Genomic DNA, 20,959 nt, shown 5'->3' with positions numbered 1-20,959 from the left:
AAGTGAGTCGCAGGGTAACGCTCTGGCGAATTGCCATTAATTTTAAGGACTTGCGATGATTGTCCGGTCGCGTTCAAAGCCGCGGGCCAGAAGAGTTTGAAACATTTTGGCGCATTTATTGCGTGCAGAATCTGGAACGCCCTGTTGGTTTCTTTTTACGAGAAGGAAAATCAGGCAGGTCGGACGCAATCGCTTTCCTCGCAAAGGTAGTTTCGATGAGCAGTACCCCAAGCTCCAATGGCCTCGAACAGGGGCTCAAACCGCGTCATGTGACCATGTTGTCGATCGCCGGTGTGATCGGCGCCGGTCTGTTCGTTGGCTCCGGCCACGCCATCGCTGCCGCCGGCCCTGCCGTGCTGCTGGCTTACGCCGCCGCCGGTACCCTGGTGGTGCTGGTGATGCGCATGCTCGGTGAAATGGCTGTCGCTTCGCCCGACACCGGCTCTTTCTCGACGTACGCCGACCGTGCCATCGGGCACTGGGCCGGCTTCACCATCGGCTGGTTGTACTGGTGGTTCTGGGTATTGGTGATTCCACTGGAAGCCAACGCCGCCGCAACCATCCTGCATGCCTGGTTTCCGAGCGTGGAGATCTGGGCCTTTGCCTTGGTCATCACCATGTTGCTCACGGTGACCAACCTGTTCAGCGTGAAAAACTACGGTGAGTTCGAATTCTGGTTTGCCCTGATCAAAGTCCTGGCGATCATCGGCTTCATCATCCTCGGCCTCGCGGCGATCTTCGGCTTCCTGCCGAACAGTCAGGTCAGCGGCGTTTCGCACTTGTTCGACTCCGGCGGCTTCCTGCCAAACGGCATGGGTGCGGTACTGGGTGCGATCCTGACCACCATGTTCTCGTTCATGGGAACCGAAATCGTGACCATCGCGGCTGCGGAATCGAAGAACCCGGGCAAGCAGATTTCCAAGGCCACCAACTCGGTGATCTGGCGGATCGGCCTGTTCTACCTCGTCTCGATCTTCATCGTTGTGGCCCTGGTGCCGTGGAACGATCCGACGCTGGCCAACCTCGGTTCCTACCAGACCGTGCTTGAGCGCATGGGCATTCCGAACGCGAAAATGATCGTCGACATCGTGGTTCTGGTCGCGGTCACCAGCTGCCTGAACTCGGCGCTGTATACCTCGTCGCGCATGCTGTTCTCCCTCGGCAAGCGCGGCGATGCACCGGCGATGTCGACTCGGGTCAACAAAAGCGGCACGCCATACTGGGCGGTGATGCTGTCGACCGGCGCGGCGTTCCTCTGCACCTTCGCCAACTACGTGGCCCCGGCTGCCGTGTTCGAATTCCTGCTGGCCAGCTCCGGCGCCATCGCATTGCTGGTCTACCTGGTGATCGCGTTCTCGCAACTGCGCATGCGTAAACAACGCATGGCCCGCGGCGAGAAAATCGTCTTCAGCATGTGGCTGTTCCCGGGTCTGACCTACGCGGTGATCATCTTCATCGTCGCGGCTCTGACCATCATGCTGTTCCAGGAAGCCCACCGCGTGGAGATCCTCGCAACCGGCCTGCTGAGCCTCATGGTAGTCGCCGCCGGCCTGCTGGTGGCACGCCGCCGCAAGCTGGAAAAGCGTGGTGCGGTGGTGTTGAACTGATCCGCAACGCGTAATGCAAAACGGCCGCTGTCAGTGATGACGAGCGGCCGTTTTTGATTGGGAGCGGTGCATTAGCCTGGGTGCACCCAATCTTCAATGCGTAATCCGGAAACACGTTCGAATTCCCGTACATTGTTCGTCACCACGATAAGGCCTTGTGAGCGTGCATGACCGGCGATCATTTGGTCGTAGGGGCCAATAGGTGTTCCTGCTCTAGCCAGTTCAGATCGAATCATTCCGGCCTGTGCTGCTGCGTCATTGTCAAAAGCCAAGACTTCCAGTCGAGCAACGAATCCCTCGACAACCGAAAGATTCTTTTCAGGGGCTGCCGATTTTTCAGCGCCGTAGATAAGCTCCATGAGCGTGATAGCGCTGATGCACAACTGTCCGGAATGTCGGTTGAAAGATTCTCGGACAATTTGTGGTTTGTTCTTGATGGTGAAAATGCAGATGTTGGTATCCAGCATGTACTTGATCATCAGAACGACTCACGCTCCTGATCGTCTGGTTGCTCTCGTTCAGCCATGAAATCAGCTGAAACGTTTTCTCCATCGAACCAACTATCCCAGCTTTCTCCGGCAGGTGTGATGACGCGTGTTCTGCCGATGGCGATCACTTCAACTCGTTTGACATCGCCGGGCATTGCGACTGCCTTTGGCAGTCGAACAGCCTGGCTTCTATTGCTCATGAAAATTGTCGTTTGTTCCATATTCGGCCTCCAAAGTCTGCGCCTGCAATGAAGCAAGAATAGGTTGCGAATGGGATATGTCAACGGGATATACATCATTCTCGGATGGAGGGCTTTCGAATCGCCCAAACAAAAACGGCCGCTGTCAGTGATGACGAGCGGCCGTTTTTGTTTGGGAGCGGGGTCTTATTCGCTCTTTTCTTCCCGAACATCCTGCGACTTGCCGTAAGTATCCAGCGCAATCCCGAAATCGGTGATGAACTGTGGCTCGGTCAGCCAGGCCTGGGCGGTTTCGATGTCCATGCCGTCGGCCCACATGCGGTAGTCGATCAGCATGTCGGCGGCCAGGTGAGTGGCGGCCATGCCTTCGTTCTCGGCGTTTTCCATGTCCAGCAGCTCTGGATGGTCAACGATGATGAACGCCAGTTCGCGCAGCAGGGTCAGCAGCATTTCGTTGCGACTGACGGCTTCGGCGTCGCGCATTTTGCTGAACATCGCCAGGGTGTATTCCGGGATCGGCTCGTCCAGATGCCCGAGATTGTCGTCCTGGTCCAGCGGCTTACGGCCGACCATGCGGATGTGCTTGGCTTTGGCCTTGGCGCGCTTGGCGCGTTTCAGTTGCTTGTTCAGGGATGCCATGGGAGCTCAGTTCTTCTGTTGGGTTTGTGCGGCAATCGCGTCGGACGCCGCCACATAGTCGGCCTGGAAGGCCGGGGATTCGATCCACGCCAGGGCGCCGGCTTCGTCGGTTTCCTGCGACCACTGGCGATACTCGATCAGCGCGGCGAGGATGAAATCCATCGCGCCTTCTTCGCCTTCCTGCTCGTAAACCAGCTCCAGCAGCGGGTCTTCGAGGAATGCGCTGCACATGGCTTGCTGGCTGATCTTCTCGGCGTCGATCATTTTCTTGAACAGCTCGGTCAGGTCCACCGACTCGAAGTCGATACGGTCATCGTTCGGGTCCAGCTCAAGCGGCGCCTCGGCGCGTTTGGTGCGGTTCTGCTTGGCCTTGGTCTTGGCCCGGGCGGCGCGTTTTTGCTGCTTGTTGGCGGAGGCCATGGTGTGTTCCGTCGTGCGTGGGAAGGGCTCAGCTGCGCGGCACTGTCCGCCCGGGTGTGTCGGGGGGCAGTTCGCCGGTTTGCAGCCAGGTCAGAGCGATGGGCCATAGTGTGGCTTGGTATTCGCTACGAAAAAAGGCGAAATGTCCGACTTGTTGTTCGCCGATGTCCTGCGGCGCGATGCGCAGGTGGGTTTTATGCGCATGACTGAAGTAGCCGAGCAGACGTTCGATGGCCGGGATCGTGCCGTACGGGTCGTCGCTGATGCTGATCGCCAGGATGTGCGCGCGGACGTTGGCGAAGGGCAGGCGGCCGCTTGTCTTCAGTAGTCGGCGGCCACTCGGACGCTGCTCGTAGCGCGCGGCAGGCGTGCTCCAGTCGCGTACGACGCCTGTTGGCGTGTCCTCCAGCCAACCGAGGCGTTTGCCCGGAAAATAGCAGCAGAGCCGCGTCAGCAGCGGCATCAGCAAATGCCATTTACCAAACATGCGCCAGCGCTGTGCCGGCGCGTAGTCGCGCCAGTAAGCGAACTGCGCGCCGACCGTCACCAGCCGACGAATGACCTGCCCGGATTCGCCAAGTCCCGCCGCACAACCGCCGAAACTGTGGCCGACCACATCGATTGGCTGGCCGGGAAACTCCCGTTGCGCGCGCTTGAGCATCGCTTCGAAATCCAGCGCGCCCCAATCGGTCCATGAAGCCTCAAGGCCTCTCAGCGTCGCCGGACGCGATTCGCCGATGCCTCGGTAGTCGTAGGTGATCACGTCGAAGCCGTTGGCGAACAGGTAATCGGCGAAGCGCGAGTAATGTCGGCAGCGTACCGAGGTGGCGGCGTTGATGATGACTACTGGGCGTTGCGCATCGGGCAGGGCGTGACGCCAGGTGAAGCCGCCGAGCATAAAGCCATCTGCGGCAGCTTCTTTGAAAGGTTCGCTCACGGTTGCTGTGTCGGGCGTAAATGCGGGACTGCGTGAATTCATATGGACCTGGCCTTGGCGAAGACGGATCGAGAATGAGCTTCAACGCCGGCCTGCGCAATCACTCGGAACGCAGTGCGTTCCGGATTGAAGGTTAGCGACTCTGTACATTCGAGCCGCAGTGCGTCTCGAATTAGTCCCTTTCGCACCCTGGCCAAGTGCCAATCATTCTAAAACACGTGCTTCCCTGGCCGGATCAAATAAGGAGTAACGGTAGGGCTCTATAAGAGCCCGGGAGTTGTCATCATGAAACGCGTTCTTTCATTCCTGCTGCCCATCGCGGCGATGGCTGCATTGGCTTTTCCGGCGATGTTGCAGGCGGCCAATCTCGACCCGATCGACAGTGCCGGTGTGCAAGTCCAGCAGCAACAGCAAAACGGCATCAATTACCTGTCCGGCGGGATCGGCCTGGACGAGTCAAAAGCCATTCAGCAAACCCCCGGCTACAACCTCCATATGACCTGCTCGGTCGGCATGCAAAACGAGTACGCCGCCAACGTCGACGTGACAATTGAAAAAGCCTCGGGACAAACCGTGCTGACCCTCAATCAGGCAGGGCCGTTGGTGTATGTGCAGTTGCCGCCAGGCAAATACATTGTGCGGGCCACGCTCAATGGCCAGGAGCGGCGCGACGTGACTGACGTTGGCAGCGGCACGGCGCGCAATCTGGTGTTTCACTGGAGTTGAGGTGGTCAATGGATGATGCACTGGCAACGCATCAGGCGCGGTACAGTCCCGCGCCTGATGTGTTGGACCGCTCCGGCATTTTCTGAAAGTGTCACTGCCGCTTGCGCTTGGCCTTCTGCTTGTCACCGGGCTCGTGCGCCATTCGGTGAATCCACAATCCAATCCAGCCGACGGCTATCAGGAACAGAGTGCCGACGCACTGCGACACGATCTCGAACCAGAACATTCGGGGTTGCTGCGCCAGGGTGTAGGTATGGCGTGGGCCGGATCGGTTCCAGGTGGTGATGGAGCCGCTGAGCAAGCTGTGGATGATCAGATAAGTCGACGCGGCGATGAGGAAGGCGATCAGTATGCCGACCAGTATCATCAGCCAGAATGCAATCCGGCTCTGGCGATAGGGTGGCGGATGGGGCAGGGGCACGCGGGTTCTTTTCTGGTTCATCGAGCGGATGACCCTGTTCCATAAGGTGCGGCCAAAGTAGCGCGGATCGCCTTTGTGCGGAACCCGTCACGTATTTGTGCAATAAAAACCTGCGATGCCTAAAAAGGACTCGCGGGGTTTTTCTGGACTGCGCAGAGGGTTGGATTGTGCCGTGATCATATCGCAGGCATAAAAAACCCTGAATCTTGCGATTCAGGGTTTTTGGTATTTCATACTCAATCTTGCTTGTCACGCGCCTGCCAGGGATGGCGTAAAGCGGAGTAATCCGGTTAGCGAATGATCATCCCTGTGCAGCAAAACCCTGAAAAGGCGGGTCGCCATCAGGCGACTTGATGGGCGCTAGGATGCCAGTTAATGAAGGGTGCGGCACCACCTCATGGCGTCTGTGGAGTGCTTGGGTCAGATGTTGGCAGTGAAGAAGGCAGGGGTTTAGGCTTGGGTAAAGCTTTCGGCACAAAGATCCTGGTAGAAAGGATTGAGCTGCTGGGGATTTTTACCTTTAATTCCTGACTCGCAAACTGCCACGTCATCACAGTGGTACTGCCCATCGACCAGATCACGTGCACGTCATTCAATGCGCAATTGCTCTTGATGCCATAACCCTCAATGGCTTTGTATTTTTCGCAGAGATCGCTGTTGAGAATTACTTGTTCGGCTTGATAGTTGCCCAGCCCAAGCAGTTTGACGATTTTGCCCGGAAGATCTACCCAGGTATTGGTCCACAGCATCAGCACGACAGCAAACAACGGGCTGACGATCAGCACAAAGCGCGGATTACCTCTGATTATTGCCGTGACGATGGTAAACGCCACCAGTGAAGCGAAGAAGCAGGCCGCCATGAACGGATACTCTCCGACGGCTTTGACGGCCTCAGGGACGCCTCTGGCAACCTCCAGAGTGGACAACAATGCAACGATGTTTGCGATGAAAAACACGAGAAATGCTGTGACAGTGAACTTGGCCCAGCTAAAGGGAGGGAGTTCGTAATTTCTCTGCAAAATCGAACCGAAAAGTAGACCGCTAAGAAATGGTCCTGCTACAAGGCCGATGGTGTAGGCGGTATCCCCTTCAAAAAAATATAGAGCCATCCATAGGATGCTCATGCATATGAAGCCTGGAACGAAAAAGTAGCGGTTGATCAGGCGATGATCGAGGCGCTCCTTGGGCATATTTCCATTGATTCGATACTCCAGCTCTTCGCGCACCGGCTTGTCGCTAAAGAAAGCCTCTGACCAAGTCCAACCGGGTGCGCAAAAGCCAAAGGCAATCACCAGAACCATCAGGCCACCGATGAGCGCGGCAGTTGCCAGCAACGAAAGAAAGCTGAAGAGATCGAAGTCGGGATAGAAGTGGTTTTGGCAGAAGTAGATAAGAAATATCAAAAAGCCAAAACCAAGTGATGCGATTCGGAAGAGTTTCCAATTGTGCTTTTCGATGAACTCAAAAACCGTGTCCAGAGATTGAGGTTGCGGCTTCTCGGTCTTGGCTTCGTGTTGGTTGGTCGGCTTGCTTGAGGTTTGCATGTCCATTGGCTTGATTCATCCTTGCAAGAAACAGGGGCTGCTCTTATGCGGCGTGGGTGTTTCACTTTTCTTCAGGCATAAAAAAACCCTGAATCTTGCGATTCAGGGTTTTCGGTATTTGGTGCCCAGAGACGGAATCGAACCGCCGACACGGGGATTTTCAATCCCCTGCTCTACCGACTGAGCTATCTGGGCAACGGGGCGCATTAAAAGGGTTTTTCGGATTTACGTCAACGACTTTTTTAAAATTTCTTAAATTAATTCCGTCGCTTACGATCCGCCCCCCGATTTTGCGGGTTTACTCCGCAGGCGGAACGTAGCCTTCGGCCTTGGCGTATTCCTCGCCGGAGAAGTACTTGTCCATTTCGCCCTGAAGGTATTTGCGGTCTTCGGCATTCATCATGTTCAGGCGCTTTTCGTTGATCAGCAGGGTCTGGTGTTTCTGCCAGTCAGCCCAGGCCTTGGCCGAGACGTGGTCAAAAATGTCCTGACCTTTGGCGCCCGGGAAAGGAGCGCGTTCCAGCGCGGGCAATTCTTCTTTGTACTTGCGGCACATGATGGTGCGGGTCATGACGACTCTCCTGCGTTCAATACGGCGGCCGCGCGCTCGAGCAAGGTTTTGACCGGGGCAGCAAGGCCCAGGCGCGGCGGGGTGGCGAGGTTATACCAGAGCCAGTCGGCCTCGGCCACGTGATGGGTGGCCTCCTGTACCTGAACCAGCCAGGGTTCGATGGACAGCTGGAAATGACTGAAGGTGTGAACGAGGCTTGGCAGTGCCTGCTGCTCGCCCATGGTCAGCGAATGCTGATCGGCCAGATGTTGCAGGTCGTCGAGATCTTCGAGTTCCGGCAGGCTCCACAAACCGCCCCACAGACCGCTGGAGGGACGGCGATAAAGCAGAATCGCGCCGTCGCCATTGGCGAGCATCGGCATCAGTGTGCGTTTTTGCGGGATCGCTTTGCGCGGTTTGGGGATCGGGTAGCGCGTTTCCAGGCCGAGCATGTGCGCCTCGCAGCCCTTTTCCAGCGGACACAGCAGGCAGCTGGGTTTGCTGCGCGTGCACAGCGTGGCGCCGAGATCCATCATCGCCTGGGTGTAGGCGTTGACTCGATCATGTGGCGTGAAACGCTCTGCGTTGGCCCACAGCTGTTTGGCGACCTTCGGTTCACCCGGGTAACCCTCTTGCGCAGTAAAACGCGCCAGCACGCGTTTGACGTTGCCATCGAGGATCGGCGCGCGCAGGCCCATGCTGATGCTGGCAATGGCCCCGGCGGTGGACAGGCCGATCCCCGGCAGTTCCGTGAGCTTTTCAACGTCCCGCGGAAACTCGCCGCCGTACTGGCTGACGACGATCTTCGCGGTCTTCTGCAAATTGCGCGCACGGGTGTAGTAACCCAGCCCTGTCCACAGGTGCAGCACTTCGTCCTCCGGCGCCTCGGCCAGCGCTTGCACCGTTGGCAGCGCGGTCATGAAACGGTCGAAGTAATTGAGCACGGTGCTGACCTGGGTCTGCTGCAACATGATCTCCGACACCCACACCCGATACGGATTGATGTCTTGCTGCCAAGGCAAATCGTGGCGGCCGTGGCGGTCGAACCATTCCAGTACCGCCGTGGAAAACTGCTCCGCTCTCATCGCTTGAACAGCCCCTTCAATGCGTTTTTCAATTCCGGGCTGACCTTGTCGCCGAGTTTTTCATCGATCTTCTCGCTGAGTTTGTCGCCGGCCATTTTGGTCGCGACCTGGCCGAGACGTTCGTTGTCCACACGGCAGGCCTTGGCGCCCAGCTCCAGCGGGCCACGGCAACGCAGCGGCCACTCGATGCCGACGAACTTCTCGCCGACCTGACAGGCCGGGTCCGGCATCGCGCTGGTGTCGCCTTCGACGATGATGCCGACGCGGTAATCCATACCCAGCACGCGCAGGTCGATGTCGCCGTCGCCGTTGACGGTCATGCCGGGGATGCGCACCTTCAGGTCCGGGTTGCTGGCCACGCCGTTGCGCAAGGTCAGGTTGCCCTTGAGTTCCTGGAACGGCGTGTCCTTGCCCCGCGGCTCGCCGCTGAGGGTTTTGCGGTTAAGCGTGGCGATGCCTTTGCACAGTTGCTGTTCAAGGTTGGCGTTGAGCAGCACGCCGTTGTTGATCACGAAACTGGCGTTGCCATTGAGGGTTTCGATCAGCGCCTGCTGGCTGTTGCCGCTGCCGGTGAGACTGCTGGTCAGTGTGACCAGGCCTTTGACTGGCGGGTTCTTGCCCTGGCTTTCGAGGATTTTCTCCACCGGCACGCGGTTGATCCGGGTTTGCAGATTCAACACTGGCGCGCTCGGGCGCACATCGAGGGTGCCCTTGGCTTCGAAGTCGCCGTTGTACAGCCCGCCGCGCAGGTTTTCCAGAGTCAGCAGGCCGCCCTGGCCGGTGGCTTTGAGCGCGGCGTTCTGGATCGGCAGTTTATCGAGGGTCAGTTGGCCGAAGCTCAGATCGGCATCAACGTCGAGTTTGGCCAGGCGCTCGACCGGCAACAGGCGCTCAGTGCTCCAGGCGCTTTTACTCGGCTTGTCCGGCAGCGGTGTGCTGCCGGCACCGGCCATGGCATCGGCTTCGGTACTGGCGACTTCGGCCTGACGCACTTGCGTGGCGTTTTTGGCTTTTTCCGATTTCGGCGGCAGGTAGCGGTCGACGTCGAACGTGTCAGCCTTGAGGATCGCCCGCAGCGACTGCTTGGCGAAGTCCTCAACGGCAATGCGCCCGCTGAAGCTGCTGTCGTCGAGTTTCAGGTTGATGTTGTCGAAGGCGACGCTGGTTGGCGTGGCGGCTACGCGGCTGACCAGCTCGACCTTGCTCAGGCTGCCGGGCGCCATCGCTGGCAGTGTCTGGCCGATGCTGTCGACGAATTTCGCCAGATCGAACTGGGCGATGGAGATACCGCCAGTGATCTGCGGGGTCTTGTCGAGGTCGTTGGCTTTCAGCTCACCCAAGGCGCGCAACTGGTTGGCAGATATCTTGATCCCGGTCCATTCAGCGACGTTCGCTGCCTTGTCCAGCAAGATCTGCCCTTGGGCGGAGAAGGTCATGGCCTTGCCCTGCAGTGGATCGCCAGTCAGCTCGCCGGACAACTTCATGTCTTCGAACTTGTAGCGTTGCAATGCACGCTCGATGCGCAGCTCGCCATTGAGTTCGGTACGCACGCGCAGCACAGGCTGATTGGTGCTGAGAAACGCCGTGGCTTTCAGCGGAATGTTGGTCGAGTCGTGTACCGCACCGGTGCTCAGCTGGATGCTTTCGGCGCTGTACTGTTTGCCGGTCTGCTCATCGTTGTATTCAACCCGGGCGTTGTTGACGGTCAGGCTGTCGATGTCTAGGCGGATCGGCTGCGGCGGTTTTTCCGGCTGGGCGGTGGCCTCTGCGACAGGCGGGCTGGCTGGCGCAGGGCTGCCGGCAGGCACGGCAGGAGGCGGCAGCTTGCCGATGTCTTCCCAGTTGCCGTGGCCGTTCTTGTCGCGTTTCAGGCGCAGGTTCAGGCCTTCGACGCGCACATCGCTCATCTGCACTTCGCGGCGCAACAGCGGCAGCACGCGCACGGACAGGCCGAGCATCTGCAGATCGGCGTACGGCTCGGTCGGATTGATCAGGGTGGCGATGCTGGCTTCATGCAGTTCCAGGCCAAGCCACGGGAACAGGCTCCAACCGATATCGCCATTGAGCGTCAGCTCGATGTGGGCCTTGTCGCGGGCTATCTGGCGAATCTCGTCTTTGTAGTCGTTGGGATCAAACAGGTGGGTCAGGGCGAAGCCCGCCGCCACAATGATCAGCAACAGCCCGAGAAGTACCAGACCCAGGATTTTGCCGAACGCTTTCATGGGCGAGTCCTTGTAGTTAGTCGAATTCGTAATTTAGCCGGGGAGTATAGCGCTGCATCCGCCCGGTTCGGGGCGCTGTCATGTCGCGATGACGTCCAGCGGCACTTGCCATTTGGTGGCCAGCGCCTGGGTTTCAAGGTGTCCGGCCGGTGCCAGCAGGCGCAGTTGCGCACCCGCTTGCGACGCCATTTTCTGCGCTTGGTTCACCAGCCGCTCGGCTACTCCACGGCGCCGAGTGACTTTTCGTACACATAAATGTGAGAGATACCAGACGCTGTCGTGCCTTGTCAGGCGCGCCGCGCCGAGCAATCGATCATTGAAACGTCCTGTAATCAAAGCGCCGTCAGCCAGGCTGCGTTCAATCAACTGGGTGTCCCCGGAGTACGGCTCGAACAGCCATGGCGGGGCGTCACGATAGATCTTCTGCAGATCCTGTTGATCCTGGTAATTGGCGTCTTCAAGCATTTGAACGATGACAGGCATGATTTTCCCGTTTATGAGGCTCTATGTAGGAGCTGCCGCAGGCTGCGATCTTTTGATGTTGGCGATTTCAAAACAGATCAAAAGATCGCAGCGTTCCGCAGCTCCTGCAGGGGACGAGATCAGATGACATGAAAAAGGTGATATCAGTTTGGTTTTTCTGTCACGTGCAAATGGTAACCTTCGCCGGTTCGTCCGTCCTTCTGCGACTTAACGTCGCGCCATCAAGGAGCTTCACCCGAAAAAACGGTCATGCCTGCGTGCATAAAGGCCGAGGGTGAGCAGTGGCTGGCGAACCATACTAATAATTGGGGGATACACAATGAGCACGAGCATCACGGCGGACGGCCTTCGCGCCGACCAGCCTGCGTTCCTGTCCAAGGAACGCATTATCGCCAAGCCCGGTTTCAACCGTTGGCTGGTTCCACCGGCCGCTCTGGCCATCCACCTGTGCATCGGCATGGCCTACGGTTTCTCGGTGTTCTGGCTGCCGCTGTCCAAGGCATTGGGCGTCACCGCGCCCGTGGCTTGCGCGCCGGACATGAGCTTCATGGCTCAGGTCTTCTCTTCGCAATGCGACTGGCCGATCTCCATGCTCGGCTGGATCTACACTCTGTTCTTCATCTTCCTCGGCTGCTCGGCCGCGATCTGGGGTGGCTGGCTGGAACACGCCGGGCCACGCAAGGCTGGCGTTGTGTCGGCATTGTGCTGGTGCGGCGGTCTGCTGATCTCGGCACTGGGGATTTATACCCACCAGATCTGGCTGATGTGGATCGGCTCCGGCGTGATCGGCGGTATCGGTCTGGGCCTGGGCTATATCTCCCCGGTCTCGACCCTGATCAAGTGGTTCCCGGACAAGCGCGGCATGGCGACCGGCATGGCGATCATGGGCTTCGGTGGCGGCGCGATGGTCGGTGCACCGTTGGCGACTGCGCTGATGAGCCACTTCGCTTCGCCTGCCGGTGTCGGCGTCTGGCAGAGCTTCGTGGCCATGGCCGCGATCTACTTCGTGTTCATGATCGGTGGCGCCCTGGCTTACCGCGTGCCGCCAACCGGGTGGAAGCCTGAAGGCTGGACCGCTCCGGCGAAGAAAGCCTCGAACTCGATGATCACTCACCGTCACGTCCACGTGAATGTGGCGTGGAAAACCCCGCAGTTCCGTCTGGTGTGGCTGGTGCTGTGCCTGAACGTATCGGCCGGTATCGGCATCCTCGGCATGGCCTCGCCACTGCTGCAGGAAGTGTTCGGCGGCAAGCTGCTGGGCGTTGACGTGCCGTTCGGTCAACTGGACGCCGGGCAACTGGCCTCGATCGCCGCGATTGCCGCCGGTTTCACCGGTCTGCTGAGCCTGTTCAACATCGGTGGCCGTTTCTTCTGGGCCTCGTTCTCGGACTACCTGGGTCGCAAAAACACTTACTTCGTGTTCTTCGCCCTCGGTTTTGCCCTGTACGCGTTGATCCCGAACATGGGCCATCTGGGCAACGTTGCGCTGTTCGTGGCGGCGTTCTGCATCATCCTGTCGATGTACGGCGGTGGTTTTGCGACCGTTCCGGCGTATCTGGCCGACCTGTTCGGTACGCAAATGGTCGGCGCGATCCACGGTCGCCTGCTGACTGCCTGGGCCGCCGCCGGCGTGCTCGGTCCGGTGTTGGTGAACTACCTGCGTGAGTATCAGTTGAGCATCGGCGTTGAACGCGCTGCTGCTTACGACATCACCCTGTACATCCTCGCCGGCCTGCTGGTGCTGGGCTTCCTCTGCAACCTGCTGGTGCGTCCGGTGGCCGACAAGTACTTCATGACCGACGCCGAACTGGCCGCCGAACAGGCGCTGGGCCACGACAAAGGTGCTGATGCAAGCACTGTGCTGGAGTGGAAAGCCGCGCCGGGCAGCAAGCCGCTGGCAATTGCCGCGTGGCTGGTGGTGGGCATTCCGTTGGCGTGGGGTGTGTGGGTAACCCTGCAGAAGACGGCGGTACTGTTTCACTAAGTAATGGGTAAAACGCAGTACCCCTGTGGGAGCGAGCCTGCTCGCGAAGACGGATTGTCAGTTGCCATAAGTGTTGGCTGACTCACCGCATTCGCGAGCAGGCTCGCTCCCACATTTGTTTCGGGGTGCCTGTAATGGCTTGTATGGACATGTCTACCCGCGACAGCCGGGGCTTCTGTCCGTCAGGCATATCACGTCGCGTGTTTCTGTTTCGGCCCCGCGTGCCTATAATGGCTGCCTTTTTCGCCCAATGATTTTGCGGAGCTGGTGATGGCCGAACGTAAGGCGTCTGTCGAGCGCGACACTCTGGAAACCCAGATCAAAGCCTCGATCAACCTTGATGGCACCGGAAAGGCCCGATTCGATATCGGTGTTCCTTTTCTTGAGCACATGCTGGATCAGATCGCCCGTCACGGGTTGATCGACCTGGATATTGAATGCAAGGGCGATCTGCATATCGACGACCACCATACCGTGGAAGACGTCGGTATCACCCTCGGCCAGGCCTTCGCCAAAGCCATCGGCGACAAGAAAGGCATCCGTCGCTACGGTCACGCCTACGTGCCGCTCGATGAAGCGCTGTCACGCGTGGTGATCGACTTCTCCGGCCGCCCAGGCCTGCAGATGCACGTGCCGTACACCCGCGCCACCGTGGGCGGCTTCGACGTCGATCTGTTCCAGGAATTCTTCCAGGGCTTCGTCAACCACGCACTGGTCAGCCTGCACATCGACAACCTGCGCGGCACCAACACCCACCACCAGATCGAAACCGTGTTCAAGGCATTCGGTCGCGCGCTGCGCATGGCCGTCGAGCTGGATGAGCGCATGGCCGGGCAAATGCCATCGACCAAAGGCGTTCTGTAATGCAGACGGTTGCAGTTATCGACTACGGCATGGGCAATCTGCACTCGGTGGCCAAGGCCCTCGAGCACGTGGGCGCTGGCAAGGTGCTGATCACCAGCGATGCGGACGTGATCCGTGAAGCGGACCGCGTGGTATTCCCGGGCGTCGGCGCGATTCGCGACTGCATGGCGGAAATCCGTCGTCTCGGTTTCGATTCGCTGGTACGTGAAGTCAGCCAGGATCGTCCGTTCCTCGGCATCTGTGTCGGCATGCAAGCCCTGCTCGACAGCAGCGAAGAGAACGACGGCGTCGACTGCATCGGCCTGTTCCCGGGCGCGGTGAAGTTCTTCGGCAAAGACCTGCATGAAGACGGCGAGCACCTGAAAGTCCCGCACATGGGCTGGAACGAGGTGCAGCAGAAGGTCAGTCACCCGCTGTGGCACGACATTCCGGACATGGCGCGTTTCTACTTCGTGCACAGCTACTACATCGCCGCCGCCAACGCGCGGCAGGTAGTCGGCAGCGGTCATTACGGTCTCGATTTCGCTGCCGCGCTGGCCGAGGGCTCGCGTTTCGCCGTGCAATTCCACCCGGAGAAGAGCCACACCCATGGCCTGCAATTGCTGCAGAACTTCGCCGCGTGGGACGGTCGCTGGTAAATGGCTGCCAGGAAATCCAAACCGCCGATCCTGACCCTCACTCCCGAACAGGAGAACGAGGCCAACCGCAAGATCCAGCGGTTCATGGAGGATCGGTTCGAACTCGACCTGGGTTCGTTCGAAGCGGCGGAAATTCTTGAGCTGTTTACCCGCGAAATTGCTCCGCACTATTACAACAGGGCGATTTTCGATGTGCAGACCCACCTCAAGGAGCGGTTTGAAAGCATCGAAAGCGACCTGTGGGCGCTCGAGAAAAACTGATTTCCGAGCCAAGCTGAACATTCAAATTTGAAGGTTTGCCAGATGCTGATTATTCCCGCTATCGATCTTAAAGACGGTGCCTGCGTACGTCTGCGCCAAGGCCGCATGGAAGATTCCACAGTGTTTTCCGATGACCCGGTGAGCATGGCTGCCAAGTGGGTGGAGGGCGGTTGCCGTCGTCTGCATCTGGTCGATCTGAACGGCGCGTTCGAAGGTCAGCCGGTCAACGGCGAAGTGGTGACCGCGATTGCCAAACGCTACCCGAACCTGCCGATCCAGATCGGCGGCGGCATTCGCTCGCTGGAAACCATCGAGCACTACGTCAAGGCGGGCGTGAGCTATGTGATCATCGGCACCAAAGCGGTGAAGGATCCGGCGTTCGTCGCTGAAGCCTGCCGCGCGTTCCCGGGCAAGATCATCGTCGGTCTGGATGCCAAGGACGGTTTTGTCGCTACTGATGGCTGGGCTGAAATCAGCACCGTGCAAGTCATCGATCTGGCCAAGCAGTTTGAAGCCGACGGTGTGTCCTCGATCGTTTATACCGACATCGCCAAAGACGGCATGATGCAGGGCTGCAACGTACCGTTCACCGCTGCACTGGCTGCAGCGACGAAGATCCCGGTGATCGCGTCCGGCGGTATCCACAATCTGGGTGACATCAAGTCGCTGCTCGACGCCAAGGCGCCGGGCATCATCGGTGCAATCACTGGCCGGGCGATCTACGAAGGCACCCTCGACGTCGCCGAAGCGCAAGCTTTCTGCGATGCGTACCAAGGCTGAGGACTGACCATGGCGCTGGCCAAACGCATCATCCCTTGCCTGGACGTTGACAACGGCCGGGTCGTCAAAGGTGTGAAGTTCGAGAACATCCGCGATGCCGGCGACCCGGTGGAAATCGCCCGTCGTTATGACGAGCAGGGTGCCGACGAGATTACCTTTCTCGACATCACCGCCAGCGTCGATGGCCGCGACACCACGCTGCATACCGTCGAGCGCATGGCCAGCCAGGTGTTCATTCCGCTGACCGTCGGCGGCGGCGTGCGCACCGTGCAGGACATCCGCAACCTGCTCAATGCCGGTGCGGACAAGGTCTCGATCAACACCGCGGCGGTGTTCAACCCGGAGTTCGTCGGCGAAGCGGCGCAGCATTTCGGCTCGCAATGCATCGTCGTCGCCATCGACGCGAAGAAAGTCTCCGGCCCGGGAGAAACCCCGCGCTGGGAAATCTTCACCCACGGCGGGCGCAAGCCGACCGGTCTCGATGCAGTCGAGTGGGCGAAGAAGATGGAAGGCCTGGGTGCCGGCGAGATCCTGCTGACCAGCATGGATCAGGACGGCATGAAAAACGGCTTCGACCTCGGCGTGACTCGCGCGATCAGCGATGCGCTGGGCATTCCGGTGATCGCTTCCGGCGGCGTCGGCAATCTGCAGCATCTGGCCGACGGCATCCTCGAAGGCCACGCCAGCGCGGTGCTGGCGGCGAGTATTTTCCACTTCGGCGAATACACCGTGCAGGAAGCGAAAGCGTACATGGCCAAACGCGGCATTGTGATGCGCTAAACCGTACAGGCCAGTGGACAGCATGGCGTACCCAAGGCACTCTTGGGCACGCCATGGATTCCGGTAGCCCGACATGATCAAACGCCTGCTTCTTGTTCTCGCCAGTGCTTCTGTGTTGTTGCTCAACACGGCGCGGGCCGAAAACAGTCCCGACACCGATCTGGTGCTCCTCACCGAAAACTTTCCGCCCTACAACATGGCGAAAGACGGCAAGAATTTCGCCAAGGGCGAGAACATCAACGGCATTGCCGCCGACATCGTGCGTGAAATGTTCAAGCGTGCCGGGCTCACCTACAGCCTGACGCTGCGCTTTCCGTGGGAGCGGGTCTACAAACTGGCATTGGAAAATCCCGGTTACGGTGCTTTCGTGATGGCGCGCCTGCCGGATCGCGAAAACCTGTTCAAATGGGTCGGCCCGATCGGTCCGGACGACTGGATCATGTTGGCCCGGGCCGACAGCAAGATCACCCTCGAAACCCTCAACGATGCGCGCAAATACAAGATCGGTGCCTACAAGGGCGACGCAATTGCCGAGACCCTGGCCAAGCAGGGCTTGAAGCCAATGGTGGTGTTGCGCGATCAGGACAACGCGAAAAAACTGGTCAACGGCCAGATCGACCTGTGGGCCACCGGTGATCCTGCCGGACGTTATCTGGCGCGGCAGGACGGGGTCACCGGTCTCAAGACCGTATTGCGCTTCAACAGCGCCGAGTTGTACCTGGCGCTGAACAAGGACGTGTCGGATGCAACGGTCGCCAGGCTGCAGGCGGCGCTGGATCAGATGCGCAAGGACGGGGTTGTCGACGAAATCATGGGGCGCTATCTGTAGTTGTCGGCAATGCCTTGTCCGCGGCTTCATGGATGCATTCGTGCGGCGGATACTGCAGCAGTTCCAGGCTCTCGTACTGGGTGTAGCCGAGGTTGATGCCGGCTTGCGAGCCGTCTGCACGGAGCAACTCGTAGAAACTCTCCTGCTGATAAGCCGCGACGAATTTGCCTTTGCCGGCCATGGCGAGGACGTTGCTGATGAACGGTGTCAGCCAGCCGCTGGTTGAGGTTTCGCAGTGCGTGAACTGGCTGTCGAGTCTCGCCGAGAATGGCAGTGACGGATGGACGTCGCTCTTCATTGCCCAGGCGCTCACAAAACTGATGGCGGTAACCTGGGTGAACAGGCGCAGCACCTTCGGATTCTGCAACCGTTGCGCAGTCCACTTGAATGCCCGCGCCTTGTCGCCCGTGTTGTGTCCGCTCCCGACCAGATAATACTGGTCGGTTCTTTCCAGGCGATAAAAGGGCGTGGTGCGTAATTGTTCGAGCGGTGACAGGTCATCCTTGACCACGAACCACGGAAGTTCCACCACTTGAGCGAGGGTGGCCGCTCCGTTGGTTTGCGGAGCGTCCGCTGCGTGGAGCGTCGGCAACACTGGCGATGATTTGATCAGTGGCGCGATCTGCATCCGCAAGGCAAAGACACTGACGTCGGCCTGTGGTCGGTTGAAGCTGCCTGCCGCAACGAAGGTGCCCGGCGCGAAGTGAATGTCTCCCGGCGGTGCGCTGGGCGGCGTGACGCTCCAGGCGCTGAAACTCTGCCGTGCACCGCTGCCCTTGTCGCTCCAGAGCATATTGCCGACCGTTGAAGCGATCACCAGGTCGGCCCGGACGCAGCGCACACTACTGAGCAGTGGCTTGTCGTCGCCGCTGGAGCACACCTGGCCCAAGGCAACGTAGCCGGCCGGGGGCAGCGGTCGCCAAACCGTGCAGTTGGTTTTGGCGCCCGAGCCGGTATCTTTCCAGACTTGTTCAAAGTCGAGGGGCGCACTGAGGGCTTTGGCTTTTGTCGGGTCGGTCTCGTGCTCGCTGACAACGGCCACGACGTGTTTTGCGTTGATGTTGTCGTGGCTGCCCACCACGACATCGCCTAAAGGAAAGTAGCCCGGCAGCATCTCGGGAGAGGGCGTCGGGCGCCAAAAGCTCCCGGGTGCCGCTTTCGATCCGCTGCTGTCCCAGATTCGCTGGAAATCAGTCGTGAAGTTGATCAGCAGATTGTCCAGCGTGATCGGTTTTGCCTGTTGCGGGACGCCTGCGTCCTTGTCTTCGGTATTCATAATCAGCCCTGATAGTGAAAGACGACTCGGGAAGAGTCGTCACAGTTGCAGGGCTCACTATCCGGCCATGGGGGGGCCGTTTGGCGGTAATTATGTATAGCGGGCGAGGCTGTTCAACGGTAGACGCCGTCCTTGCCATGGGCGGCGGTGGCGCGATTGCTGCGCACGCTGATCATCTGCTTGATGTCGATCCACTCGATGCCTTGTGCCTTGAGCTTCGGCAATTCACGTTCCAGGACTGCCAGGGTCTGTGGATACGGGTGACCGATCATCACCGCCGACCCCTGCTTGCGCGCCAGGCTGATGGCGGTCTGCAGTTGGGTGAAGATGGCGGCTTCGGTGCGCTCGTCATCGAGGAACACATCCCGCGAGACACTCGCCAGATCGATCTTCTGTGCCTGCTGCGCTGCGACGGTCTGGGCGCTGGTGCGGCTGTCGACGAAGAATTTGTGCCGACGTTGCAACTCACCCATCAGCCACGCCATTGCCACCGGCTGGGCGGTCATGCGACTGCCCATGTGGTTGTTGATGCCCGCCGTGTAGGGGACCATTTTGAAGGCGGCGTCGAGGCGCTTTTGCAGTTCCTCGAGCGGCAGTTCGGGATGCCAGGCGTACGGGCCGGTGGCCGGGTCCATGGGCATGTGCAGAATCACGATCTTGCCGGCGCGATGGGCTTCGCGGGCGAATTCGGTAGCGTGCGGCGTGTCGGGCATGATCGCTGTGGTCACCGGGCCGGGCAGGGCCAGCACGCGGCGATCCCGGGGCAGGTTCTGCCCCAGGTCGTCGATGATCAGCGTCAGGTAGGCTTTTGGCGGGGTGGTTCTGGCAGGTTCTGCGTGAGCAGCACCCGCCAGACAGCACAGCAGGACGAAGAAGAAACGCAACGACATCCTCAACGGCCGGACGTGATGCTCAGCCCTTTGAGCAGGCTCAGCGCCTGGGCCAGTTGGTAATCGTCATCCTGCGGCATGGCCTTGGCCTTGGCGCCGGAACCGGTCGGCTTGTCCGCGCCGCCGTTGCCGTTGCCCAGGTGACCTTGCAGGTCGGCTTCCTTGAAGTAGTCGCCGTCGGCTTCGTTGGTGATCTTGGCCTTGCGCACTTCGATGTCCGGGACGATGCCCTGGGCCTGGATCGAGCGACCGTTCGGCGTGAAGTACAGCGCCGTGGTGATCTTCAGTGCGCGGTCGTTGTTCAGCGGCAGCACGGTCTGCACCGAGCCTTTGCCGAAACTGGTGGTGCCCATGACCACGGCGCGTTTCTGATCCTGCAGGGCGCCGGCGACAATTTCCGAGGCCGAGGCGCTGCCACCGTTGATCAACACGACCATTGGCACCGCTTCGCTTTCATCCTTGCCGGTGGCGGAGAAGCGCAGTTCGGAGTTGGCGATCCGGCCTTTGGTGTAGACGATCAGGCCTTTCTTGATGAAATGGTCGACCACTTCCACGGCGGCCTGCAGCACACCGCCCGGGTTGTTGCGCAGGTCGAGGATGATGCCGTTGAGCTTCTTGCCGTTGTCCTTGCGCAGCTTGGCCAGGGCCTTGGAGACCTCTTCGCCGGTCTTGACCTGGAACTGAGTGATGCGGATGTAGCCGTAGCCCGACTCCAGCAGTTGCGCCTTGACGCTCTTCACTTGAATCACGGCGCGGGCCAGAGTCACGTCGAACGGCGTACCGCCATCGCGCACCAGGGTCAGGGTGATTTTCTGGCCGATCTTGCCGCGCATCTTGTCCACGGCTTCGGTCATGGTCTGGCCGCGGGTCGGCTGGCCGTTGATCTTGACGATGAAGTCCCCGGCCTGAATGCCGGCCTTCGATGCCGGGGTGTCGTCGATCGGCGAGACGACCTTGATGAAACCGTCTTCGGAGCCGACTTCGATGCCCAGGCCGCCGAATTCGCCGCTGGTGCTCTCCTGCAATTCGGTGAAGTCTTCAGGGCCGAGATAGGCGGAATGCGGATCGAGGTTGCTGAGCATGCCCTTGATCGCGTTTTCCAGCAGGGTCTTGTCGTCCACCGGCTCGACATAGGCGGCCTTGATCCGGTCCATTACCTCGGCAAAGGTGCGCAACTCTTCCAGCGGCAACGGTGCCTTGGCGGTCGCGGCAGTGCCTGCCGGAGCGACGGCCGGGGCCGGTTGAGCGGCGAACGCCAGAGGCGCGCCGATCACCAGAGCGATCGTCAGGGCCAGCGAGGTAAGGCGGGACAAATGCAGCATGTCGAACGAACTC

Annotated in this window: 23 protein-coding genes and 1 tRNA gene; 9 read left to right on the top strand and 15 right to left on the bottom strand. The window is 59.6% G+C overall.

The features are described from left to right. Positions 1 to 215: 215 nt before the first annotated feature. A complete protein-coding gene (gabP, locus tag ACTJKS_RS09395; RefSeq protein ID WP_047290843.1) occupies positions 216 to 1,607 on the top strand; it encodes a GABA permease in 1,392 nt (463 codons plus the stop codon). A 71-nt stretch (positions 1,608 to 1,678) separates the two neighbouring features. Here the strand turns inward: gabP and vapC are convergent, their stop codons facing one another. From vapC to ACTJKS_RS09370, 5 genes are all read right to left on the bottom strand, one after another. Continuing rightward, positions 1,679 to 2,086 (bottom strand): type II toxin-antitoxin system tRNA(fMet)-specific endonuclease VapC, encoded by a 408-nt coding sequence (vapC, locus tag ACTJKS_RS09390; protein ID WP_108181397.1) that lies wholly within the window; start codon positions 2,084 to 2,086, stop codon positions 1,679 to 1,681. After that, complete coding sequence (gene vapB / locus ACTJKS_RS09385; RefSeq protein ID WP_108181398.1) at positions 2,086 to 2,316, bottom strand: type II toxin-antitoxin system VapB family antitoxin; 231 nt, start codon at positions 2,314 to 2,316, stop codon at positions 2,086 to 2,088. Before vapB ends, vapC begins: the two co-directional genes overlap by 1 nt. Before the next feature lie 165 nt (positions 2,317 to 2,481). Then, positions 2,482 to 2,934: a hypothetical protein gene (locus ACTJKS_RS09380; protein WP_108181399.1), complete on the bottom strand. Its 453-nt coding sequence runs from the start codon at positions 2,932 to 2,934 to the stop codon at positions 2,482 to 2,484. A 6-nt stretch (positions 2,935 to 2,940) separates the two neighbouring features. Then, a complete protein-coding gene (locus ACTJKS_RS09375; protein ID WP_108181400.1) occupies positions 2,941 to 3,354 on the bottom strand; it encodes a hypothetical protein in 414 nt (137 codons plus the stop codon). 28 nt (positions 3,355 to 3,382) lie between these two features. Then, positions 3,383 to 4,333 carry an alpha/beta hydrolase family protein gene (locus ACTJKS_RS09370; RefSeq protein ID WP_108181401.1) on the bottom strand — a complete coding sequence of 317 codons (951 nt, stop codon included), beginning with the start codon at positions 4,331 to 4,333 and terminating at the stop codon, positions 3,383 to 3,385. 243 nt (positions 4,334 to 4,576) lie between these two features. On the opposite strand from ACTJKS_RS09370, the gene ACTJKS_RS09365 reads away from it, so the two are divergent. Then, the gene (locus ACTJKS_RS09365) at positions 4,577 to 5,017 is read left to right on the top strand and encodes a hypothetical protein (protein ID WP_108181402.1); all 441 of its coding nucleotides are present in this window, start codon (positions 4,577 to 4,579) and stop codon (positions 5,015 to 5,017) included. 91 nt (positions 5,018 to 5,108) lie between these two features. Here ACTJKS_RS09365 and ACTJKS_RS09360 read toward each other — a convergent pair whose 3' ends face one another. The 7 genes from ACTJKS_RS09360 to ACTJKS_RS09330 form a co-directional block, all read right to left on the bottom strand. Beyond that, entirely contained in the window at positions 5,109 to 5,459 is a 351-nt protein-coding gene (locus tag ACTJKS_RS09360; RefSeq protein ID WP_108181403.1) for a hypothetical protein, read from the bottom strand. A 374-nt stretch (positions 5,460 to 5,833) separates the two neighbouring features. Then, complete coding sequence (locus tag ACTJKS_RS09355) at positions 5,834 to 6,988, bottom strand: hypothetical protein (protein WP_108181404.1); 1,155 nt, start codon at positions 6,986 to 6,988, stop codon at positions 5,834 to 5,836. A 113-nt stretch (positions 6,989 to 7,101) separates the two neighbouring features. After that, positions 7,102 to 7,177 (bottom strand) — tRNA-Phe (locus ACTJKS_RS09350). A 103-nt stretch (positions 7,178 to 7,280) separates the two neighbouring features. Continuing rightward, positions 7,281 to 7,553: an oxidative damage protection protein gene (locus ACTJKS_RS09345; RefSeq protein WP_008024947.1), complete on the bottom strand. Its 273-nt coding sequence runs from the start codon at positions 7,551 to 7,553 to the stop codon at positions 7,281 to 7,283. Continuing rightward, a complete protein-coding gene (mutY, locus tag ACTJKS_RS09340) occupies positions 7,550 to 8,617 on the bottom strand; it encodes an A/G-specific adenine glycosylase (protein WP_108181405.1) in 1,068 nt (355 codons plus the stop codon). Before mutY ends, ACTJKS_RS09345 begins: the two co-directional genes overlap by 4 nt. Further along, on the bottom strand, positions 8,614 to 10,839 hold the full coding sequence (locus ACTJKS_RS09335; RefSeq protein ID WP_108181406.1) for an AsmA family protein: 2,226 nt from the start codon (positions 10,837 to 10,839) through the stop codon (positions 8,614 to 8,616). Before ACTJKS_RS09335 ends, mutY begins: the two co-directional genes overlap by 4 nt. Positions 10,840 to 10,917: 78 nt before the next feature. After that, the gene (locus tag ACTJKS_RS09330; RefSeq protein ID WP_108181407.1) at positions 10,918 to 11,322 is read right to left on the bottom strand and encodes an acetyl-CoA sensor PanZ family protein; all 405 of its coding nucleotides are present in this window, start codon (positions 11,320 to 11,322) and stop codon (positions 10,918 to 10,920) included. 319 nt (positions 11,323 to 11,641) lie between these two features. On the opposite strand from ACTJKS_RS09330, the gene ACTJKS_RS09325 reads away from it, so the two are divergent. From ACTJKS_RS09325 to ACTJKS_RS09295, 7 genes are all read left to right on the top strand, one after another. Further along, the gene (locus tag ACTJKS_RS09325) at positions 11,642 to 13,306 is read left to right on the top strand and encodes an OFA family MFS transporter (RefSeq protein WP_041071385.1); all 1,665 of its coding nucleotides are present in this window, start codon (positions 11,642 to 11,644) and stop codon (positions 13,304 to 13,306) included. Between the two features lie 270 nt (positions 13,307 to 13,576). Then, the gene (hisB, locus tag ACTJKS_RS09320; protein ID WP_007909204.1) at positions 13,577 to 14,170 is read left to right on the top strand and encodes an imidazoleglycerol-phosphate dehydratase HisB; all 594 of its coding nucleotides are present in this window, start codon (positions 13,577 to 13,579) and stop codon (positions 14,168 to 14,170) included. Further along, complete coding sequence (hisH, locus tag ACTJKS_RS09315; protein ID WP_108181408.1) at positions 14,170 to 14,808, top strand: imidazole glycerol phosphate synthase subunit HisH; 639 nt, start codon at positions 14,170 to 14,172, stop codon at positions 14,806 to 14,808. The genes hisB and hisH overlap by 1 nt, the downstream gene beginning before the upstream one ends. Next, positions 14,809 to 15,069 carry a DUF2164 domain-containing protein gene (locus ACTJKS_RS09310; RefSeq protein WP_108181409.1) on the top strand — a complete coding sequence of 87 codons (261 nt, stop codon included), beginning with the start codon at positions 14,809 to 14,811 and terminating at the stop codon, positions 15,067 to 15,069. Between the two features lie 42 nt (positions 15,070 to 15,111). Continuing rightward, the gene (hisA, locus tag ACTJKS_RS09305; protein WP_097086957.1) at positions 15,112 to 15,849 is read left to right on the top strand and encodes a 1-(5-phosphoribosyl)-5-[(5-phosphoribosylamino)methylideneamino]imidazole-4-carboxamide isomerase; all 738 of its coding nucleotides are present in this window, start codon (positions 15,112 to 15,114) and stop codon (positions 15,847 to 15,849) included. A gap of 9 nt (positions 15,850 to 15,858) precedes the next feature. Next, positions 15,859 to 16,629 (top strand): imidazole glycerol phosphate synthase subunit HisF, encoded by a 771-nt coding sequence (gene hisF / locus ACTJKS_RS09300; protein ID WP_007909211.1) that lies wholly within the window; start codon positions 15,859 to 15,861, stop codon positions 16,627 to 16,629. Positions 16,630 to 16,702: 73 nt separating this feature from the next. After that, a complete protein-coding gene (locus ACTJKS_RS09295; RefSeq protein ID WP_108181410.1) occupies positions 16,703 to 17,458 on the top strand; it encodes a substrate-binding periplasmic protein in 756 nt (251 codons plus the stop codon). On the opposite strand, the gene ACTJKS_RS09290 is transcribed toward ACTJKS_RS09295, so the two are convergent. The 3 genes from ACTJKS_RS09290 to ACTJKS_RS09280 all read right to left on the bottom strand — a co-directional run bounded on the left by ACTJKS_RS09290 (position 17,439) and on the right by ACTJKS_RS09280 (position 20,946). After that, positions 17,439 to 18,734, bottom strand: coding sequence for a Vps62-related protein (locus ACTJKS_RS09290; protein ID WP_262947710.1), 1,296 nt, complete (start codon positions 18,732 to 18,734; stop codon positions 17,439 to 17,441). The genes ACTJKS_RS09295 and ACTJKS_RS09290 overlap by 20 nt on opposite strands. A gap of 113 nt (positions 18,735 to 18,847) precedes the next feature. Next, positions 18,848 to 19,624: a divergent polysaccharide deacetylase family protein gene (locus ACTJKS_RS09285; RefSeq protein WP_041071406.1), complete on the bottom strand. Its 777-nt coding sequence runs from the start codon at positions 19,622 to 19,624 to the stop codon at positions 18,848 to 18,850. Positions 19,625 to 19,626: 2 nt separating this feature from the next. Next, positions 19,627 to 20,946, bottom strand: coding sequence for a S41 family peptidase (locus ACTJKS_RS09280; RefSeq protein ID WP_041071409.1), 1,320 nt, complete (start codon positions 20,944 to 20,946; stop codon positions 19,627 to 19,629). Between the last annotated feature and the right edge of the window lie 13 nt (positions 20,947 to 20,959).

The sequence above is a fragment of the Pseudomonas sp. 22189 genome (assembly GCF_052045635.1).
Lineage (GTDB): Bacteria > Pseudomonadota > Gammaproteobacteria > Pseudomonadales > Pseudomonadaceae > Aquipseudomonas > Aquipseudomonas parakoreensis.
The sequence above is the reverse complement of the archived record's forward strand: the minus strand, read 5'-3'. Positions and strand labels throughout refer to the sequence as shown.